The sequence below is a fragment of the Larsenimonas rhizosphaerae genome, assembly GCF_026240105.1.
GTDB lineage: Bacteria > Pseudomonadota > Gammaproteobacteria > Pseudomonadales > Halomonadaceae > Larsenimonas > Larsenimonas rhizosphaerae.
Window position 1 is genome coordinate 415,332 of sequence record NZ_JAPIVE010000001.1, and the last position, 17,883, is coordinate 433,214.

Below are 17,883 nucleotides of genomic sequence, written 5' to 3' on the forward strand. Positions count from 1 at the left end.
TGAAAGCCCACCTGTCGGTGGGCTTTTTTGTGTCCTGGCTCGTTTTTCTGACAACACCTGCACCAGGGTACGGCACCATGTAGAGCGAGAGCCACACATGGCTCAAGCCTTTCATGTGAATACCTAGCATGCTTTGTATTGGCGTGTGATGCAGGGAATCCGCTATGATGGCTCCCTACGAACAAGCCGTGATCTGGAGAGAGAACAAGGTGATCAATGCGTTTTACCACAAGCAGGGTTCTGCCTGCGCAGGCCCCTGGGCGATCATGGCTCTGTCCATGGCATTACTTTCCGGTTGTGCCGGATATGCCGGAATAGAGCCCCAGGGCAGTATCACCTCTCCCGACACGGTCAAGGCTGAAAAAACCTTTTCCAGCGTACCCTTGTCGCCAGCGGCCTGGCCGGACAGGCAGTGGTGGAAACGCTTTGACGACCCGACGCTGGATGCCCTGATCAAGCAGGCGCTGGATAACAGCCCCGACCTTGAGGTGGCGCGTGCTCGTCTGCGCAAGGCCAATGCTCAGGCAGGAATTGCCGAAGCAGCACGTTATCCTACACTTGATGCCTCGGCCAGCATGTCACGAAGCCGTGTTTCCGAGGTGGATGACCCGATGGGGCAGGGCGGATTTTACAGCACAAACCGCAGCGTGATGCTGAACTTCAGTTATGACGTGGACCTCTGGGGAGGCAATCGAGCAGCCTGGGAGGCAGCACTGGGGCAGGCTCGTGCCGAGAACATCGATTACCGTGCCCGATTACTGTCGTTATCCACCAGCGTGGCGCAGGCTTATATCAAGCTCAATGATGCCTATACGCGCCAGGATCTTGCCCGTCGAAATCTGGAGCGAACACGTCGAATTGCGCGAATCAATCAGGAGCTTTCCCAGGGTGGATTACAGAACGAGGCCCCACGCCTGCAGGCCAGTTCCAGCGTTTCAAGTGCCGAGCAATCACTGGCAGGAGCGGAACAGCAGCTGCAAAGCGCCAGACTGTCGCTGGCCGAGTTGATTGGCAAGGGGCCTGATGCTGCAATGGATTTGCCAAAACCCTCACCACTGATCGAGTTGCCGGTAGCACTGCCTTCCTCACTGCCGGCTGAACTTCTCGGGCGCCGTCCGGATATCGTGGCGGCCCGCTGGCGTGTTGAAGCGGCCTCCAAAAACGTCAAGGCGACCAAGACGCGTTTTTATCCCAATATCAACCTGTCTGCGATGATTGGCTTCAAGTCCTATCTGGGTAATTACATGTTCAGTGAGGGTGCGGAGGCCGGGAGTGTCAGCCCGGCCATTTCCCTGCCGGTGTTCGAGGGCGGCAAGTTGCGCGCCAATCTGGAAAGTACCGAAGCCGACTATGACATGGCGGTCGGCAAGTATAATCAGACCCTGTTGGCGGCACTCAATCAGGTGGCAGATACCCTCAATGCCCTCTCGGGGTATGCCATTCAGGTCAAGGCAGCCCGTGACGCTGAATCCTCGGCGCGGCAGGGCTATCACCTGGCTTCCGAGCGATACCATGCCGGGCTTACCAGCTATCTGCAGGTGCTGAGCACTCAGCAGCAGCTGTTGAATGCCGAGCAGACGCTGGCCGATATTCGTGCACAGCAGCAACAGACGGCCGTGAAGCTGATTCAGGCGCTGGGAGGTGGGTTCAAGGGAGACAGCATGCACCTGGATCATGAAGAGGGTTTGATTTCAGGGCCTGCCGTGCCTGATGTTCTGACTCCTGCTGTTGGTGCTGGTAGTACGTCACCGTAATCGGGAGTGCTGCAAGCGAACGGCCATGCAAAAAAAAGCCCTCCATGCTGGAGGGCTTTTTGCATTTCAGAAGATCAGCTTTCGCTGTCATCCGAGCCTGACCGCGTTCTGGCAACGGCGCGAGAGTTATCTGCATTATCCAGCTTGGCCAGCAGTGAGTTGGTACGTTTCTTGAACGCTGCCAGTTCCTGCCCCTTCAGATTGACTCCCCCCGGCAGCTTGAAGCGCATCGGGTTCACACGATGATTATTGACGATGACTTCATAGTGAAGGTGGGGGCCCGTTGTGCGACCGCTGTTACCGGACAGGGCTATTTTCTGGTCCAGCTTCACCCGTTGGCCGACCTTGACCAGCGTGCGGGACAAGTGGAGGTACCGGGTCTTGTAGCCATTGTCATGAGTAATCACGACGTACAACCCGGCCAGCGGGTGCCGTACAACGCGAGTGACACGGCCCGCCCCGGTAGAACGTACCGGCGTGCCAACCTTCATGGCGAAATCGGTACCGTAATGCGGGCTGATGCGTCCGGTGACCGGATGGTGACGGCGCAGATTGAAGGGCGAACTCATGCGCTGATGACCGCTGAATGGATAGCGTTCAAACGAGGGATCAAGGCTTTTGCCGTCCGGCGTATAGAAGGCTTCATCATGGCGGACAATCGATAGATCCGTCTTCTTGCCCTCGTAGTGGGCTGCCAGAATGCGAGATGCCAGCGGCCGCCCATCGATCATGTCTGACTCGACCAGTACCTGAAAGCGATCTCCCTGGCGGGTATCACGACGAAAATCAACCTTCTTGCCCAGTGCCTGAGACAGCTCCGCGACTTCACCGCTGCTCAGGCCTGTAGAAAGGGCCGAAGCACCGAAGCTGCCTTCCACGGTGCCGGCAAACAGGCGCTGTGTGGATTGCGTGGCCTGCTTGATATTCGAGATTTCAAACGACTGATCGGCATCGTGACGCTCCAGCAGGTAACCTTTCCGTGCGTCCGTCATGACCTTGAGGGCAATCAGGTCACCCTCCTGGTCCAGCTTGTAGTAGAGATCGTGGCCCACCTGAAGGCGTGTCAGTACCTTCTTGTCCGGCAATACGCTGAGCAGTTTGAGTACGTCGCTGTACCCAAGGCCCAGACTGCGCTCGGCCATGACGGCAAAACTGTCACCGGGCTGAATGGTATAGCTTTGCCACTCGGGAACATACTGCTCGTTTGCGACCAGTTCGCTGTCCAGAAGCGTGCTGTCATTACCGTCATCTGCCAGATCCACGGGCTCTGAATAGCTGCTTTCTGCGATCTGTGGGCTGTCCTGAGCCAGAGGCTGTGACAGAAGTCGTGCCAGTTCCAGAGCGTTAGTATCAATTGCCGGTTCGGTCGGCGGCGTGGCCGGAATCGAAAGGGCCAGTTCAGCACGAACCTGGGGGGTGGCATTAACAGCGTTAAACGGCCGTCCGGTATCGGCTTCAACCAGTGTGATTGGCTGAACATCTGAAATAATTGTTTTGTTCGGTGAATCGGGATTACTTAATACTGTATGTGCGCCCAGCACTGTTACCACGGTAATCGCCGGTAAAAGTAATAGTTTGTGTGTGCGGGGCAGCGAATTAATGATTCGCAGCATGGAAACAAGGGCCTGTATATAAGGTGAACGAAGATATAAATAAAAAGGCAGGGCTACTTTATCCCAGCAGCCAGCGGGTGAAAAGCCGGATTAGAAGGCGGGATTGCAGCCTTGAAGGGCTACCAAAGGGAATAAACACCTGTAATCCGGGGTTTGTAACATTATGGTAAAGATGTTGTATATATTTGGTTTAATAACGGTGTGATGCAGCACTGTTGCGTAATTTAATCGGGGTTATAAGTGCACATAAAATGATGTTGGAGTAAAACATCACGATAAATATATTTTGTTTTTAATTGTTAATTGTTGTTGCTTTGTTGTTTCGTTTTAATTGTGTCATGGTATTTCTTCTCGTTCGCTTACCATCACTTCTGGAACCGTGCAGAAGCAGGCCGAAATTCGATGTCAAAAATCACCTTGTCACAGTGGCAGATGCTGGCAGCCGTTGCCGACCATGGCGGGTTCGCTCGGGCTGCTGATGTAATTCACAAGAGCCCTTCCACGATCAATCATGCCGTTCACAAGCTTGAAGATCAGCTGGGCGTAAAGCTGCTGGTGGTCGATGGACGGCAGGTACGCCTGAGTGAGGCCGGGGGGCTGCTTTTAAGGCGTGCGCGTCAATTGCTGGAAGGCGCTGAAGCCCTTGAGAACGTGGCCGGCAGCCTGGCCGAGGGGCTTGAGCCCGAGATATCCATCGCGGTAGACCAGATCTTTCCAACGGATGCGCTGTCAAAGGCTCTGGACGGCTTTTCAGTACGGTATCCCCATACGCGCATCCAGTTGCACGAAACCGTCCTGAAAGGTGGTGTCGAAATGCTGCAGGCCGGTGAGGTGGATCTGTTGATCAGCGGCGTGGAACCCTCGGGCTTTCTGGGCGAGTTGCTGGTGACTGTCCGATTTATTGCGGTTGCACACTCAGCGCATGCGCTCCATCAGCTTGATCGAGCGCTTGATCTGCGAGACCTCCACCAGCACCGCCAGATCGTGGTGCGTGATTCTGCTCGTCAGAATGCGATGGATTCCGGATGGTTGAAAGCGGAGCAGCGCTGGACGGTCAGTCATGTCAGTACGGCGCTGGATATGTTGTCTCGGGGGCTGGGATTCTGCTGGGTATCCGAGACGCGGCTGAATGACGATCGCTCTCCTGCGGATATCCTGCCATTACCGCTGAAGGCAGGTGGTATCCGTGAGGTGCCCGTACGACTTTATTATCTGGATATGGACAGTGCCGGGCCAGCCACCCGAGCTCTGGCTGAAGAGTTGCAAAAGGCTCTGGCCGGCTGCAACGATTGCCAGGACAGCAATGAAAACGAGTCATGATGCCAGGGAGGCACACGATGGGATTACTTGTAGAAGGGCAGTGGAAGGACCAGTGGTACGACACCGATGGCAACAAGGGTGAGTTCATTCGGGAACAGGCCCGGCTGCGACAGTGGGTGGGCGCACAGGGTAGCGATGCAGACAGGCTGGCTGAAGCCGAACGCTATCACCTGTATGTATCACTGGCCTGTCCGTGGGCACATCGCGTGTTGATACTGCGCGCGCTGAAGGGGCTGGAGGCTCTGATAGGCGTGTCGGTAACCAGTCCGATCATGGGGAGTAATGGCTGGACCTACCATCAGGAGGAGGGCAGCAGCGGTGATGCACTCAACGGCGTCACATTTCATCACCAGCTCTATACCCTGACGGACCCACGCTATACCGGCCGGGTGACAGTGCCGGTGCTATGGGACAGTCAGGCGCACGACATCGTCAACAATGAGTCCGCCGAGCTCCTGCGCATGCTCAACAGCGCCTTTGATGAGCTGACCGGCAATACGCTGGACTTTTATCCCGAGGTGCTCCGCGCCGAGATCGATGCCGTCAACGAACGTGTGTATCACGCGATCAATAACGGCGTTTACAAGGCGGGCTTTGCGACTGAACAGTCAGTGTATGAAGAGCACGTGACGACCCTGTTTGAAGCACTCGACGAGATGAACGACCGTCTTGGTCAGCAGCGTTACCTGACAGGCGAATACCTGACCGAAGCCGACATCCGCCTGTTTACCACGCTGATTCGCTTTGACGCGGTGTATCACGGCCACTTCAAGTGCAACATTCGGCGTATCGAGGACTACCCGCACCTGTCCGGTTATTTGCGTGAGCTTTACCAGTGGCCAGGCATCAGGGAAACCGTCTGCATGGATCATATTCAGCGCCACTATTACATGAGCCACCCGACCATCAATCCCAATCGCATCGTCCCCAGAGGGCCTGATCTGGCACTGGACCGTCCTCATGGCCGTGAGCACCTGACCGGTCGAGGCATCATGTCGAAAGCACGCTAGCGTCGCCGAGTCAGCGCGCGATCAAAGGCGTTGGCAAATTCACGCACGTCCTGGGCATTTTGCCGGGACGGGCCGCCGGTCATTTCGCCACTGCCTCGCATGGTCTCCATGAAGTCACGAATATTGAGGCGAGCACGAATATTGTCGCTGGTGAGGGATTCCCCCCGGGCAGTCAATACTTCAACGTCCTTTTCGATCAGTTCAAGCGCCATCGGAAGATCGGATGTAATGGCCAGATCGCCTGCCTCGGCGCGCTCGATGATCAGCTGATCGGCCGCATCGGCACCGCCAGGCACGGTAATCATCCTGATCAGTGCCAGACGCGGCAGGGGAAGGGCATGGTTGGCCACAAAGGTGGCAGTAATGCCGCTGCGCTCTGCGCCGCGAATGATGATATCCCGCATGGCCCGCGGGCAGGCGTCGGCATCGACCCAAATGACGCTCATGAGTTTCTCCATGGTGAAAGCGGGCATAATGCCCCAGTGCTGCCTGCAACGCACCTGGCCAGACTTGTCAATGAACAAAAGGTAGTCAACTAACAGCTCCTGTGGTAAGGTACGCCCTCCTCGCATGTGTAGTAAGACCCTACCATCATTGTTGATTCGCCCCCATCCGATACTGTTTGCGCTCGGGGACGTTTCTCCGACGGCAAATGCGCTCTTGCGCTATCCCGCATAGATGGAAATGCGTTCGGCAGGTTGCCAGCGCTGTTGGTCGCGACACGTTGCGTGTAACGCAAGGTACCCCCTTGCTGCATTCGTGCGACCCGGGTTCTTCTGGGCATAATCTGCCCGGCTGAGCCACTATAAAATTCTTGCCGACTGCCGCGTCGGCTCAAAAGGTGTGAAATGACCTCGACTTCCAATGCCTCGCTGACTTTCAGCGACATGGCGTTATTGCCTGCCGTTCTTGAATCGCTCGAAAAACTTGGTTACGAGCAGCCTTCTCCCATTCAGTCACAGACGATTCCTTCCGTACTTGAAGGTCGTGACGTACTGGGCCAGGCACAGACCGGTACTGGCAAAACGGCAGCATTCGCGCTGCCGCTGTTGACTCGACTGGATATCAATCGGCGTGAGCCGCAGGTGCTGGTACTGGCACCTACCCGTGAACTTGCTCAGCAGGTAGCGGCCAATTTTACCCTGTATGGTCAGAGCATCGACGGCCTTAATGTACAGGCACTGTGTGGTGGTCAGGATTATCGTGATCAGTTGCGCGGTCTGCGTAATGGCGCCCAGGTCATCGTGGGCACGCCGGGCCGTGTCATCGATCACCTTGATCGTGGCTCCCTGAGCCTGACCGGCCTGTCTGCGCTGGTACTTGATGAAGCCGACGAAATGCTGCGCATGGGCTTTATCGACGACGTAGAGCGCGTTGTGCGTGATACACCGAAGGAAGCTCAGCGCGTGTTCTTCTCCGCCACGCTTCCGTACGAAATCGAAAAGATCGTCAACCGATATCTGGTTGACCCGGTCAAGGTACAGATTGAAGCCAAGGCGGCGACAACCACGATCGAGCAGCGTCTTTGCCGCATCGATGGTCCGGCCAAGCTTGAAGCGCTGTCGCGCATTCTTGAAGTCGAGCCGGTGGATGCCGCCATCGTGTTTGTTCGTACTCGTGCGGCCTGTACCACACTGGTAGAGCAGCTGCTGGCTCGCGGCGTGTCTGCTGCTGCCCTGTCCGGTGATCTGGATCAGAGCCTGCGTGAGCGTACCGTACTGCGCCTGAAGCGTGGCAAGGTAGACGTTCTGGTAGCAACCGATGTAGCCGCTCGTGGTCTCGACGTGCCGCGTATTACGCACGTCTTCAACTACGATCTGCCCCATGACACCGAATCCTACATCCACCGGATCGGCCGCACCGGCCGTGCAGGGCGTACAGGTACAGCCATCAGCTTTGCCGGTAACCGTGAAGCACGCAAGGTCCAGGTGCTCGAGCGTGCTACCGGTCAAAGCATCGCGATCATGGAGCTGCCGAATGAGTCCACGATCCGTGCCCATCGCGATGAGCGGTTCAAGCTGCGTGCCGAAGCCATTCTCGACAAGGGCGCCGATCACCAGCGTGCTTTGATCGAAGCGCTGGTCGAGCAGGGATATGATCCGGTCGAACTGGCATGTGCCATGGCATCACTGGCCCGTGCCGATGAGCCGCGCATTCAGTCTCTGCCAAAACCGTCCGCACGTCCGGCGCGCTCCGAGCGCAACAGCCGCGATTCCGGCCGTGATGGCAAGCCCGCACGTCGTCGTGACGGTGGCGGTGCACAGCGCTCCAGTGAAGGCATGACGCGTTATCGCGTATCGGTCGGTCACAAGGACGGTATCAAGCCAGGTCAGCTGGTTGGTGCACTGGCCAATGAAGGTGGTATTGAAGGTGCCCGTATCGGCCGTATCGATATTCGCCAGTCTCACAGTGTTGTCGAGCTGCCTCAGGGCTTGCCGGCATCCATCCTGACCAAGATGGCCCGCGCGCGGGTTGGCGGCCGTCCTCTGGAAATCAGCGAAGACAATGGCGGCGGCGGTGATCGCGCCGAGCGTCGTCGTCCTCGTGACAACGACCGTCAGGCCGCTTCCTGATCCAGCGTCCGGCGTGATCGATGTATCAAGGCTCCACCTTCGGGTGGGGCCTTTTTTATGCGCGGCAGGTTCCCTTGCAGGGGCAGGCATTTACGTTATGCTCTAGGGATATTGTCCCTCGAAACGGTAGCCTGCGCCGTTCATGATTCACATTTCAATGGTTCTGGACCAAGGCCATGCCACACGCATTTGCTACCCGCGACCAGCCGCTTCACGGCTGGGATCTTGCCCCCTCGGAAGCCGTAGCCTGTCAGCGCCGGCTGGCAGACAGCGTTTGCCTCAAGGACGAGTTCACCTCCATCCAGACCATTGCCGGCATTGATGCCGGCTTTGAGCAGCAGGGTGAAATAACCCGAGCAGCTGTCGTGCTGATGGAGTACCCGTCGCTGCGTATTCTTGAACATCATGTTGTGCGCTGTCCGACACGTATGCCCTATATTCCGGGGTTGCTGTCGTTTCGGGAACTGCCGGCCATGCTGGAAGCCCTTGACTGCCTGTCCGGTCGCCCGGATTTGATCATGGTGGATGGCATGGGTATTGCGCATCCCAGACGGCTGGGTATCGCGACACATCTGGGGGTATGGCTTGACTGGCCGACCATCGGAGTTGGTAAATCCCGGCTGTGCGGCGTTCATGATGAGGTGCCGTCTGCCAGAGGTGAGTGGGTACCGCTCACGCATCATCAGGAAACGATCGGTGCCGTGCTTAGAACACGGGAAAACGTCAAACCACTTTATATCTCACCTGGCCACCGCATTTGCCTTGAGAGTGCCGTGGAATGGGTCATGAAGTGTCTGACTCGCTATAAACTGCCGGAACCCACACGTCAGGCCGACAAGCTGGCATCACGGCGCTGATGGAATGACAATTCGGGAAGATCATATGTCTACACATGTATTGCTGGCAGGTACCTATACCAGCCGAGGAAGCCGCGGCATCTACTGTTATACCGCTCTGGCCGATGCCGGACAGCCGGCTGAGCCGGTCGTGATCGAGGCTGATGACCCATCCTTCATGGTGCTGGATCACGCGGCCCGCTTTCTTTACTGCGTGAATGAAACCCCTGGCCGAATCGGTCAGGTATCTGCGTTCTCGTTTTCACCGGCCTCCCGTGAGGCCACCCTGTTGTCCAGGGTCAGTGCTGGCGGTGAAGACCCCTGTCATATCACCCTGACACCCGATGAGCGCTTTGTGCTGGTGTCCTGCTACAGCAGTGGGTCTCTGGCCGTGTTTCCACGGCTTGACGACGGGTCTCTGGGTGAGGCCGTGCAGCAGATAGCCTTTGATGGCGGGTCACGTGTTCACGCTACGCGCCAGGAAAAGGCTCATCTTCACTCCTGCACGTGCAGCCCGGACGGCCAGTTTGTGTTTGCCTGTGATCTGGGCAATGACCGCATTTATCAATTTGCGTTGACAGGTGACGACAATGAGCCGCTGGGAGAGCGTCAGGACATTATCGCGCCTCCCGGAAGCGGCCCACGTCATTTGAAGTTTCATCCCGAGGGCCACTGGGCCTATCTGGTCGGAGAGCTGGATGGCAGCATCGTGGGCTATCGTCATGACGGAACAACGCTGGTGCAGTATCAGGTGGCGTCGCTGACCTCGACCAATGATGATCGAGAACATGGAGCAGGGGAGCTGCAGTTTGGCCATGATGGTCGAAGCCTTTATGTGACCAATCGCGGTCAGTTTGATGAGCTGGTGTCACTGGATATCGATCAGGAGGGGATTCTGACCTGGCGTGGCTCCACGTCCACCGGCGGCCAGCTTCCGCGTCACTTTACCGTTACTCCCGATGGGGGGCATGTTCTGATCGGCAATCAGCAAAGTGGGGATGTGACCCGCATGGCGCTACTGCCCGATGGCGGGTTCGGAGAGGTTGAGACCCTGTTGAACCTTGATGACGTGGCCTTTCTTCATCTGGTGGCGGCAGGTAGCACTTCATGAGTACGTCAGGCATCCCCGCACAGCTTCAAACCCCTTATCTGAGTCATCTGGGGGCGACGGTTGTTCGCTTTGATGAAACAGGGTGTGAGATACGTCTGAAGGTGGCCGCGCATCATTGCAACCTGCAGGGTTTTGGCCATGGTGGCATGCTTGCATCTTTGCTGGATGCCGTCAGTGGCTATGCCGGGTTGTTCGGTTCCGGGGGAATCCGGCCGGCATCGGTGACACTGTCACTGAACATCCAGTACCATGCTCCGGCGCAGCAGGGGGAAACGCTGCTCGCCCGGGGCCGGGTCAGTGGAGGCGGTCAGCGTGTCTTTTTCACTCAGGCCGATATTATCGATTCACAGGGCGACACCATCGCTGTCGCCAGCGGCGTATTTCGCCGTCCCTCATCCGCTGGTGCGGGTGATCACGACAAGGGCAGACCATGATGACAAAACGCAGTTTGGGTGAAGTAATCTTTACAGTATTTCTGTGGATCGTGATCGGTGCACTGGTTCAGTGGCTGATGCAGTCGCATCTACCGTTGCCGGACCCGTCCGGGCATGCCGATGGAGCGCAACCACCGCTGGCGACCTACTGGAATGCCATGGGGCTGGTGGCCTTGTTCTTCGGTATTCTGGCCTTCTGGGCGCGGGATTTCATGAAGGATAATCCGCTGACCAAATCCCTCCGCGTCATTGCTTCCCGTCTATTGGGTACAACCTTTGACGTCGGACTGTTCTCTCTGGGTGGGGCCCTGTTTGCCAGTTACGGTCCGCATGCTGCTGCGGGTATGCCTGCCTGGCAGTCGGTTTTCATCGGCGTCAATTTCAGCCTGTTCATTGTCATGCTGGTTGTACTGGGCGTGATCTGGTTTCTGATCAAGCACACGCGTCTGGCTCTGGTGAATATTTCGCCACTGGAATTCAAGCCTCTGCCGCGGGTGGGCCTCTATGTGCTGCTGCTGGTACTGTTGGGGCTGACAGCCTGGTGGAGCCTGTAGGCGCGACCCTGTTTTGATGCATTGACGAAAAAAGCGCCTTCGGGCGCTTTTTTCATGCCGCATCGAAGCGTCATCCTTTTACAGGGGGGCACCCTGAACGCTGATGCCCAGGGTACTGATGCCGCCGCCCTGTGGTGTCAGTCGAACCTGTACCGGAATGCGCTCTATCATATCCCGCACATGAGAAATTACCCCGACCTGGCGCCCCTGCGCCTGAAGCGCATCCAGGGCATCCATGGCCATGTGCAGGGACTGGGCATCCAGACTGCCAAATCCTTCATCGATGAACAGGGTATCAATAGCCAGCTGATCCGAGGCCATCGAGGCAAGCCCAAGTGCCAGGGCCAGCGAGATCAGAAATCCTTCACCCCCTGACAGTGAGTGCACCGAGCGCTGTTCATCCCCCATGTCCTGGTCGATGACCAGAAGACCCAACGGGCTGCCGCCTCGTATCAGGCGATAGCGCCGGGCCAGCTGATGAAGATGGAGGTTGGCCTGCTCGACCAGACGATCAAGATTATAGCCCTGGGCAATGCGTCGAAATGCCTTGCCATCGGCGGACCCGATCAGCTGACTGATCTGTCCCCAGCGCTGATGCTCGGCACGGGCAGCATGAATGCGTTCTGCAAGGTCGCGCCAGGTCTGGCGCCGCTGATCGTCCTCGCGCCGCTGTGCCATGGCATCATCGCGGGCGTCAAGTGCCAGTGACAGCTCAGGCGTCAGTGCCGCAAGCGTCTCGTCAAGCTGCGCTTCCTGAGCGTCAAGGGTGGTAGTCAGCGCGTGATCGTCATTGACGGGAAGTGAGGCAGTGTCCGCCAGAGGGGACGTATCAAGGTGCCGGTCACGGTGATGCGTGGCCGCAGCAGACGCCGCCTCGGCCCGGGTCAGGGCTTCCCATGCCTGTTGAAGGTTTTCCTCGAGCGTGGCGAGTTCCTCGCTGGAGGTCGTCATCAGCTGCTGAAGCGTCTGGCCGGACAGCTGCGGATGGGCTGCCTGCCACGCCTGTTGCGACTGTTCGAGCTGATGGATACGTTCGTGTATTCGGCGCAGGGTGGCGAGGGCATGCCACGCCTGTTCAGTGGCCTGAATGCCAGCCTGCTCATGATGACGCAAGGCCTCTGCAGACTCTGTTTCCCTTTGGGCCGCCTGGTGAAACGCCTGATCAAGCTGCTGCTGCCACGCGTCCACGTCAGTGAAGGGGGCCAGCAGCTCGCGCAGGCGGGCCTTCTGCCGGGCCAGGTCGGCCTCAAGCGTTGTCTGTTCGTTCTGCTGGTGGGCCAGCTCCTGCCGCAGCGTCTCATGCTGGTTATCCAGAACGGCCAGTTCGCTGGCAAGGTCCGCCTTGCGCTCGCGTAGTGGGACGAGCGCTTCCTCATCCGCCAGAAAGGTGGACAGGGCCTGTTCCGCGTCAGCATGGCATCGGCTCAGTCGCGTGCACTCGGCTTCCAGTTCGGTGCAGCGAATATCAGGGGCGTCGGACACCTCGATCCCTTCGGTGTCCAGGCGCGCCCTGGCCTCATTGAGGGCCTGTCCTGTCTGGTCCCGGGTGGCCACCAGGCCGGTGTACTGACGCTCAAGCACCTCCCGCCGGACCCTCGCCTCGTGAGCGGTAGCAGTGGCGGCCTGCCAGTTCTGGTGAAACTCTTGCTCCTGCCGCTGCTCTTCGGCTTCCATGGCCGCCAGCTGGGCGGCTTCCGGGGAAACAGGAGGTGAAACGAGATAAGGGTGTTCTTCACTGCCGCAGACCGGGCAGGGCGTGTGCGGCGTGAGTTGGCGACGCAGGGTCAGTACCGCATCCAGTCGCACCTGTCGCTGACGGGTAATACGTTCAAGCCCACTGGTGCGTGCCTGCTCGGCAGTGGCCAGTGCCTCTTCTGCCGCTCGGTAATCGGCCTCGGCCGCATTACTTGTCTGCCGGTGATCCTCGAGTGCCTGCCGGCTGCTCTCGTGATCTCGTTTGGCCTGCCGGTAATATGCAAGATGCGACAGCATTGCCTGGTGGAACTGGAGCTGTTGCCATGTGGTCTGGCGAGTCTCCTGAAGCGCCCGGCGCCAGTGGCTGGGGTCCGTAATGTCGGCCCGCCGAGCCATGACGGCGTCGATCTGCTCAGCGGTGGCCTGGCAGGTTTGACCAACCCTGTCCCGACGGCTCTGCAGGGCTTCAAGGCACGTACTGCCTTCACGATGCTGCTCGGCCAGTGTGGCCATGCGGCGCAGGTCGTGGCGAATGGCTTCCGATAGCGTCCGTGCCTGATCAAGGTGGGGGCGTGCGGCATCGCGCTGTTCTGCGGCCTCCTGTTGTTGCCGCCGTGCCTGCTGGTGAAGAATGCCCGCCTGGCGTCGCGTGTGTCGAGCGGCCTGGCGTTTGCGGCGGGCATCAGCCAGTTCCCGTGCAGCACGCTGGCAGGCCTGGTGTTCGCGGGTCAGTGCTCGCGCATTTTCCCGCAAGGGGGCTGCTGCCTTCAGTTGATCACGCCACTGGCGCTGTGGTTCCAGTGCCTTGTAGGTGTCCATTGCTCCCTGGTAATGCGCGCTGGCTGCCTGGTGCGCTGTCTGGAGCTGGTTCATGTGCTCCAGCCAGTGGCGCTGTGTTGTCAGGTGTTGTTGGCGCGCATTCAGGGTCTGCCACTGGTGGTGCGTGTCCTGTTCCTGTTGTTCCAGCACCTCGCGGGTTTCGTCATCGGCCGGCGGGGCATGAGCCTGGCTTTGTGTCAGTGCGTCCAGAGCGTCGCGCGCCGTTTTTTCCCGCTGATAGGCCTCCCGTGACAGCCGGCTGTAAATATCGGTATCCGTCAGCTTTTCCAGCAGTTCACTGCGGGCGTTGTCATCGGCATTCAAAAAGGCACTGAACTCCGACTGGGCCAGTAGTACCGAGCGAGTGAACTGTTCGAACCCAAGGCCCAGTCTGGCCGCAATTTCAGCCTGAAATTCCCGCTTGTGCCGGTTCAGTACGGTGTTATCGCTGACCCGTACCAGTTGCTGATCACTGGCCTGAAGGCGCCCGCCGGCCTTGTCCCTGGCGCGCCGTACGCTCCAGCGGGCGGTATAGGCAGCATTATCGATACCGATGAAGGTGACTTCGGCAAACCCCTGACTGGCACCACGTCGCAGCAGGGTGCGCGGGTCATTCATGGCCAGACTATCACCCTCGACATCCGGCGTTTTGGCGCTTTGCTGGGTGGCGTGCCGCAGCCGGGGGGTAGTGCCGTACAGGGCCAGACACAGCGCGTCCAGCAGGGTGCTCTTGCCGGCACCGGTCGGACCGGTGATGGCAAACAGGCCACAGCTCGCCAGCGGACCGGCATCAAAGTCGATCGTGTGAGGGCCGGCCAGGGAAGCCAGATTATGAATCACAAGGCGCTGAATCCTCATGCGGGGTCCTCGCTGTCGTGAACGGCCTGAGCCAGTGCGTGGAAGTCGGCAAGCACGGTGGCATCGGGGGCGCTGCCATAATGGTGGGTCCAGGTCGCTTCAAACAGCGCGGCCGGGGTGGTGTCTTCCAGACGTGGCGAGGGGGGCGCCTGCTTGTCGGAGCGCGGGTAATGTACCTGAATCGCGACCAGTCGCCAGGGTTTGCCGGTGAGCCGGGCATCGATATCTGCTCGCAGGGACAGACAGGGGCCTTCAAGCATGACCTGCACGTCCAGCCAGCCCGGTGAGGCAGCGGTATCCTGCTCCAGCGCATCAAGTTCGGCCAGTACCTCCGGCAGGGAGGCCGGTCCGATCCGGCGCATGGGCGTATGATCGGGAATGGCTATGCTGCGTTGATGTACGAGGTGACCCTGATCCAGTTTGCCGATGCATACCTGGCGCGCGTAGTGGCGTTCGGATAGATCCAGAGGAATGGGCGAGCCGCTGTAGCGGATGCGATCCTGGTGGTCGACGCGCTGGGGCTTGTGCAGATGGCCCATGGCTACGTAGGCAATATCTTCAGGGAACAGACTGGCCGGCAGGGACTCCTCGCCGCCGATTACGATGGGGCGCTCGGAGTGCTCTGAAATACTGCCCCCCTTGAGGTGAGCATGGCCCATGGCGATCAGTGCCTCATCGGGTGCGCGGCGGGCAAGGGCGCGAGCGAAGATGTCATCATGTACGGCACGAGCCCCTGCCTGATAATCGGAGTAGCCGCGGCCGGATACATCCGACGGGCGCAGAAAGGGAATGGCCACGCACCAGGCTGCCTGTCGGCCGGCGGCATCCGTCAGCGGCACGCACAGCCTGTCGGTATCAATGGCGCCATCGAGATAGTGCAGCTGGCCGATGGCATGTGTATTAAGCCGCTCCAGCAGCGGGCCGGGCAGCTCGATACGGGCTCCGCTGTCGTGGTTGCCGGCGATCATCACGATATCCATGGCCGGCCGGGCCGTATGTGCCTTGAGGATGAAGTCATACAGCAGGCGCTGGGCGGCCAGCGACGGATTGACCACATCAAAGATATCACCGGCAATCAGCAGGGCGTCGATGGCTTCGCGATTCAGGGTATCAAGCAGCCAGTCGAGAAAGGCGCGATGTTCAGCATGGCGGTCATGGCCGTGAAAATTCTGGCCGAGGTGCCAGTCGGCAGTATGAAGAAACGTCAGCATGGCGGCGGTATGGCCCGGTAGGTCGACAATGGCCCGGCAAGTGATCAACGGGGCGGGCTCCGTATGGTACCCGCCTTTTAAAGGGCCTGCATGGTCAGGAAATCAGATGCACGCCGCCATCCACATACAGGGCATCACCGGTCAGCATGCGGGCGGCATCAGTTGCCAGATACGCCATGGTCATGCCGACATCATCCACGTCCGGCAGTGAACTTGAGGGACTGCGTTCCTGGGCCTTCTGAAGTAGATCGTCGAAGCGCGACAGGCCGGAGGCTGCGCGGGTTTTCATGGGGCCGGGCGAGAGGGCATGAACACGGATGCCCTTCGGTCCGAGTTCGGCCGCCATGTAGCGTGTTGCCGCTTCAAGGGCCGCCTTGACCGGCCCCATGACGTGATAGCCTTCCACCACCTTCTGGCTGCCGTGGTACGTCATGGTGAACAGCGTACCGCCCTCGGTCATCAACGGTTCGGCGAGCCGGCACAGGGCCAGAAACGAATGACATGACACCGTCATGGCGTCATTGAACCCCTCGCGGGAGCAGTCAACCAGCCGGCCCTTGAGGTCTTCGGCCGGGGCGTAGGCAATCGAGTGCAGGACAAAATCGAGCCGTCCCCAGCGGTCGGTGAGTGTCTCGAACAGGGTTTCCATCTGGTGCTCATCACGCACATTCAGCGGCATCAGCAGCTCGCAGCCAACCTGATCCGCCAGAGGGGCAACATGGGGCAGCGCATGGTCATCGAGGTAGGTAATGGCCAGCTCCGCGCCCAGCTGATGGCAGGCACGGGCACATCCCCAGGCAATGGAGCGGTCATTGGCGATGCCGATGATCAGACCGCGCTTGCCCTCAAGGGAGAGCGAGGCAGGCAGGGGGCGTGGGTCAGTGGTCATGGCGCGTTCCTTTTAATGGGGCGTGGACAGGAAGGTGCGAACGTGTTCTGCAATCATGCGCGCCTCATCCGTGGGGATAACATGAACGGGGCGTTCGCTGTGCAGTGCTGAAATGCAGGAGGCGTGGCGCTGATTGGCTGTGTCATCCAGGGCAATGCCCAACCAGCCAAGCCAGGTGCAGGTGAGGCGGCGCAGTCTGGCACTGTGTTCACCAATACCGGCGGTAAATACGATGCCATCCAGCCCGCCCAGGGCCGTAGCCAGCTCGCTGATTCCCATCGCTACGCGGCGAGCCAGATAGGCCAGCGCGAAATCGGCGCGGGCATCGGATTTGGCGGACAGCACCTGTACATCACTGCTGATGCCGGAAAGGGCCTGGAGGCCGCACTCATGATAGAGCAGCTGTTCCATGGCCTCCGGGCCCAGGCGTTTTTGCTGCATCAGGTAAAGCAGGACGCCGGCATCGAGTCGGCCGGGGCGGCTTCCCATTGGCAGACCATCAAGCGCCGTAAAGCCCATGGAGGAATCAATGCTCCTGCCCTTGTGCAGGGCGCACAGCGAGCAGCCATTGCCTAAATGGGCCACCACCACACGGCCCTGTGCGATCTCCGGGGCGACGGTCGGGAGCTGACCGGCAATGTATTCGTAGGACAGACCATGAAACCCGTAGCGTCGCACGCCTTCCTCGTGCAGCGCTTCCGGAATGGGCAGCCGCTCTACCATGGGCTCATGATCATGATGAAAGGCGGTGTCGAAACAGCCTATCTGGGGCAGGTCGGGTCGCCGGCGCAGGATCGAGCGAACCGGGGCAAGATTGGCCGGCTGATGCAGGGGGGCCAGCGGAGTGAGAGCGGCAAGCTGTTCGAGTACATGGGTATCCAGTATGACCGGCCTGTCAAACGAGGGCCCCCCGTGAACAATGCGGTGCCCGACCGCCACTACCCGGCCGGGCAGGAGCGGTGTCAGTTGATCGGCCAGCAGCGTCTGGGCCTGGTCTGCGTCCAGGCTCTGGTGGGCCATGGGCAACACATCAATCAGGGTGTTGTCGTCACCATCACTGATGACCAGGTGCGGGTGAACGGTACCAATCCCGGAAAAGGTGCCTCGTATGCAGGTCGACAGCGCCGAATCATTGGCATCAAATCCCTCGACCTTGAGACTGGATGATCCGGCATTGATGACCAGCAGAAGATCACGCTCTGCCAT

The 17,883-nt window shown here is 59.2% G+C and carries 14 protein-coding genes; 8 read left to right on the top strand and 6 right to left on the bottom strand.

Annotation, left to right across the window (positions count from 1 at the left end):
• Positions 1 to 164 precede the first annotated feature (164 nt).
• Complete coding sequence (locus OQ287_RS01910; protein WP_250936331.1) at positions 165 to 1,754, top strand: efflux transporter outer membrane subunit; 1,590 nt, start codon at positions 165 to 167, stop codon at positions 1,752 to 1,754.
• Between the two features lie 74 nt (positions 1,755 to 1,828).
• Here the strand turns inward: OQ287_RS01910 and OQ287_RS01915 are convergent, their stop codons facing one another.
• Positions 1,829 to 3,367 (bottom strand): peptidoglycan DD-metalloendopeptidase family protein, encoded by a 1,539-nt coding sequence (locus OQ287_RS01915; protein ID WP_265895400.1) that lies wholly within the window; start codon positions 3,365 to 3,367, stop codon positions 1,829 to 1,831.
• Positions 3,368 to 3,769: 402 nt separating this feature from the next.
• On the opposite strand from OQ287_RS01915, the gene OQ287_RS01920 reads away from it, so the two are divergent.
• Together OQ287_RS01920 and OQ287_RS01925 are read left to right on the top strand one after the other, a co-directional pair.
• Positions 3,770 to 4,687 carry a LysR family transcriptional regulator gene (locus OQ287_RS01920; RefSeq protein ID WP_250936333.1) on the top strand — a complete coding sequence of 306 codons (918 nt, stop codon included), beginning with the start codon at positions 3,770 to 3,772 and terminating at the stop codon, positions 4,685 to 4,687.
• A 17-nt stretch (positions 4,688 to 4,704) separates the two neighbouring features.
• Complete coding sequence (locus tag OQ287_RS01925; protein ID WP_265895401.1) at positions 4,705 to 5,697, top strand: glutathione S-transferase family protein; 993 nt, start codon at positions 4,705 to 4,707, stop codon at positions 5,695 to 5,697.
• Here OQ287_RS01925 and OQ287_RS01930 read toward each other — a convergent pair.
• Complete coding sequence (locus OQ287_RS01930) at positions 5,694 to 6,143, bottom strand: YaiI/YqxD family protein (protein ID WP_250936335.1); 450 nt, start codon at positions 6,141 to 6,143, stop codon at positions 5,694 to 5,696. The genes OQ287_RS01925 and OQ287_RS01930 overlap by 4 nt on opposite strands.
• 402 nt (positions 6,144 to 6,545) lie before the next feature.
• Between OQ287_RS01930 and OQ287_RS01935 the strand changes: the two genes are divergently transcribed.
• The 5 genes from OQ287_RS01935 to OQ287_RS01955 all read left to right on the top strand — a co-directional run bounded on the left by OQ287_RS01935 (position 6,546) and on the right by OQ287_RS01955 (position 11,205).
• Positions 6,546 to 8,270: a DEAD/DEAH box helicase gene (locus tag OQ287_RS01935; RefSeq protein WP_265895402.1), complete on the top strand. Its 1,725-nt coding sequence runs from the start codon at positions 6,546 to 6,548 to the stop codon at positions 8,268 to 8,270.
• Positions 8,271 to 8,446: 176 nt separating this feature from the next.
• Positions 8,447 to 9,127 (top strand): deoxyribonuclease V, encoded by a 681-nt coding sequence (gene nfi, locus OQ287_RS01940; RefSeq protein ID WP_250936337.1) that lies wholly within the window; start codon positions 8,447 to 8,449, stop codon positions 9,125 to 9,127.
• 25 nt (positions 9,128 to 9,152) lie between these two features.
• Positions 9,153 to 10,217, top strand: a complete 1,065-nt coding sequence (locus OQ287_RS01945) for a lactonase family protein (RefSeq protein WP_265895403.1) — start codon at positions 9,153 to 9,155, stop codon at positions 10,215 to 10,217.
• Positions 10,214 to 10,651: a PaaI family thioesterase gene (locus OQ287_RS01950; RefSeq protein WP_250936339.1), complete on the top strand. Its 438-nt coding sequence runs from the start codon at positions 10,214 to 10,216 to the stop codon at positions 10,649 to 10,651. Before OQ287_RS01945 ends, OQ287_RS01950 begins: the two co-directional genes overlap by 4 nt.
• Positions 10,648 to 11,205, top strand: coding sequence for a hypothetical protein (locus OQ287_RS01955; RefSeq protein ID WP_250936340.1), 558 nt, complete (start codon positions 10,648 to 10,650; stop codon positions 11,203 to 11,205). Before OQ287_RS01950 ends, OQ287_RS01955 begins: the two co-directional genes overlap by 4 nt.
• Positions 11,206 to 11,283: 78 nt before the next feature.
• Here OQ287_RS01955 and OQ287_RS01960 read toward each other — a convergent pair whose 3' ends face one another.
• From OQ287_RS01960 to OQ287_RS01975, 4 genes are all read right to left on the bottom strand, one after another.
• Positions 11,284 to 14,577, bottom strand: a complete 3,294-nt coding sequence (locus tag OQ287_RS01960; protein ID WP_265895404.1) for an AAA family ATPase — start codon at positions 14,575 to 14,577, stop codon at positions 11,284 to 11,286.
• The gene (locus OQ287_RS01965; RefSeq protein ID WP_265895406.1) at positions 14,574 to 15,788 is read right to left on the bottom strand and encodes an exonuclease SbcCD subunit D; all 1,215 of its coding nucleotides are present in this window, start codon (positions 15,786 to 15,788) and stop codon (positions 14,574 to 14,576) included. The genes OQ287_RS01960 and OQ287_RS01965 overlap by 4 nt, the downstream gene beginning before the upstream one ends.
• A gap of 94 nt (positions 15,789 to 15,882) precedes the next feature.
• Entirely contained in the window at positions 15,883 to 16,677 is a 795-nt protein-coding gene (fabI, locus tag OQ287_RS01970) for an enoyl-ACP reductase FabI (RefSeq protein ID WP_250936343.1), read from the bottom strand.
• A 12-nt stretch (positions 16,678 to 16,689) separates the two neighbouring features.
• On the bottom strand, positions 16,690 to 17,883 hold the full coding sequence (locus OQ287_RS01975; RefSeq protein ID WP_265895407.1) for an acetate/propionate family kinase: 1,194 nt from the start codon (positions 17,881 to 17,883) through the stop codon (positions 16,690 to 16,692).

Coding starts and splice junctions, on each gene's coding strand:
- OQ287_RS01915 (WP_265895400.1), bottom strand. CDS start 3,367: ATGCTGCGAATCATTAATTCGCTGCCCCGCACACACAAACTATTACTT.
- OQ287_RS01950 (WP_250936339.1), top strand. CDS start 10,214: ATGAGTACGTCAGGCATCCCCGCACAGCTTCAAACCCCTTATCTGAGT.
- fabI (WP_250936343.1), bottom strand. CDS start 16,677: ATGACCACTGACCCACGCCCCCTGCCTGCCTCGCTCTCCCTTGAGGGC.
- OQ287_RS01975 (WP_265895407.1), bottom strand. CDS start 17,883: ATGGCAGAGCGTGATCTTCTGCTGGTCATCAATGCCGGATCATCCAGT.
- nfi (WP_250936337.1), top strand. CDS start 8,447: ATGCCACACGCATTTGCTACCCGCGACCAGCCGCTTCACGGCTGGGAT.
- OQ287_RS01965 (WP_265895406.1), bottom strand. CDS start 15,788: ATGCTGACGTTTCTTCATACTGCCGACTGGCACCTCGGCCAGAATTTT.
- OQ287_RS01920 (WP_250936333.1), top strand. CDS start 3,770: ATGTCAAAAATCACCTTGTCACAGTGGCAGATGCTGGCAGCCGTTGCC.
- OQ287_RS01930 (WP_250936335.1), bottom strand. CDS start 6,143: ATGAGCGTCATTTGGGTCGATGCCGACGCCTGCCCGCGGGCCATGCGG.
- OQ287_RS01925 (WP_265895401.1), top strand. CDS start 4,705: ATGGGATTACTTGTAGAAGGGCAGTGGAAGGACCAGTGGTACGACACC.
- OQ287_RS01910 (WP_250936331.1), top strand. CDS start 165: ATGATGGCTCCCTACGAACAAGCCGTGATCTGGAGAGAGAACAAGGTG.
- OQ287_RS01935 (WP_265895402.1), top strand. CDS start 6,546: ATGACCTCGACTTCCAATGCCTCGCTGACTTTCAGCGACATGGCGTTA.
- OQ287_RS01960 (WP_265895404.1), bottom strand. CDS start 14,577: ATGAGGATTCAGCGCCTTGTGATTCATAATCTGGCTTCCCTGGCCGGC.
- OQ287_RS01945 (WP_265895403.1), top strand. CDS start 9,153: ATGTCTACACATGTATTGCTGGCAGGTACCTATACCAGCCGAGGAAGC.
- OQ287_RS01955 (WP_250936340.1), top strand. CDS start 10,648: ATGATGACAAAACGCAGTTTGGGTGAAGTAATCTTTACAGTATTTCTG.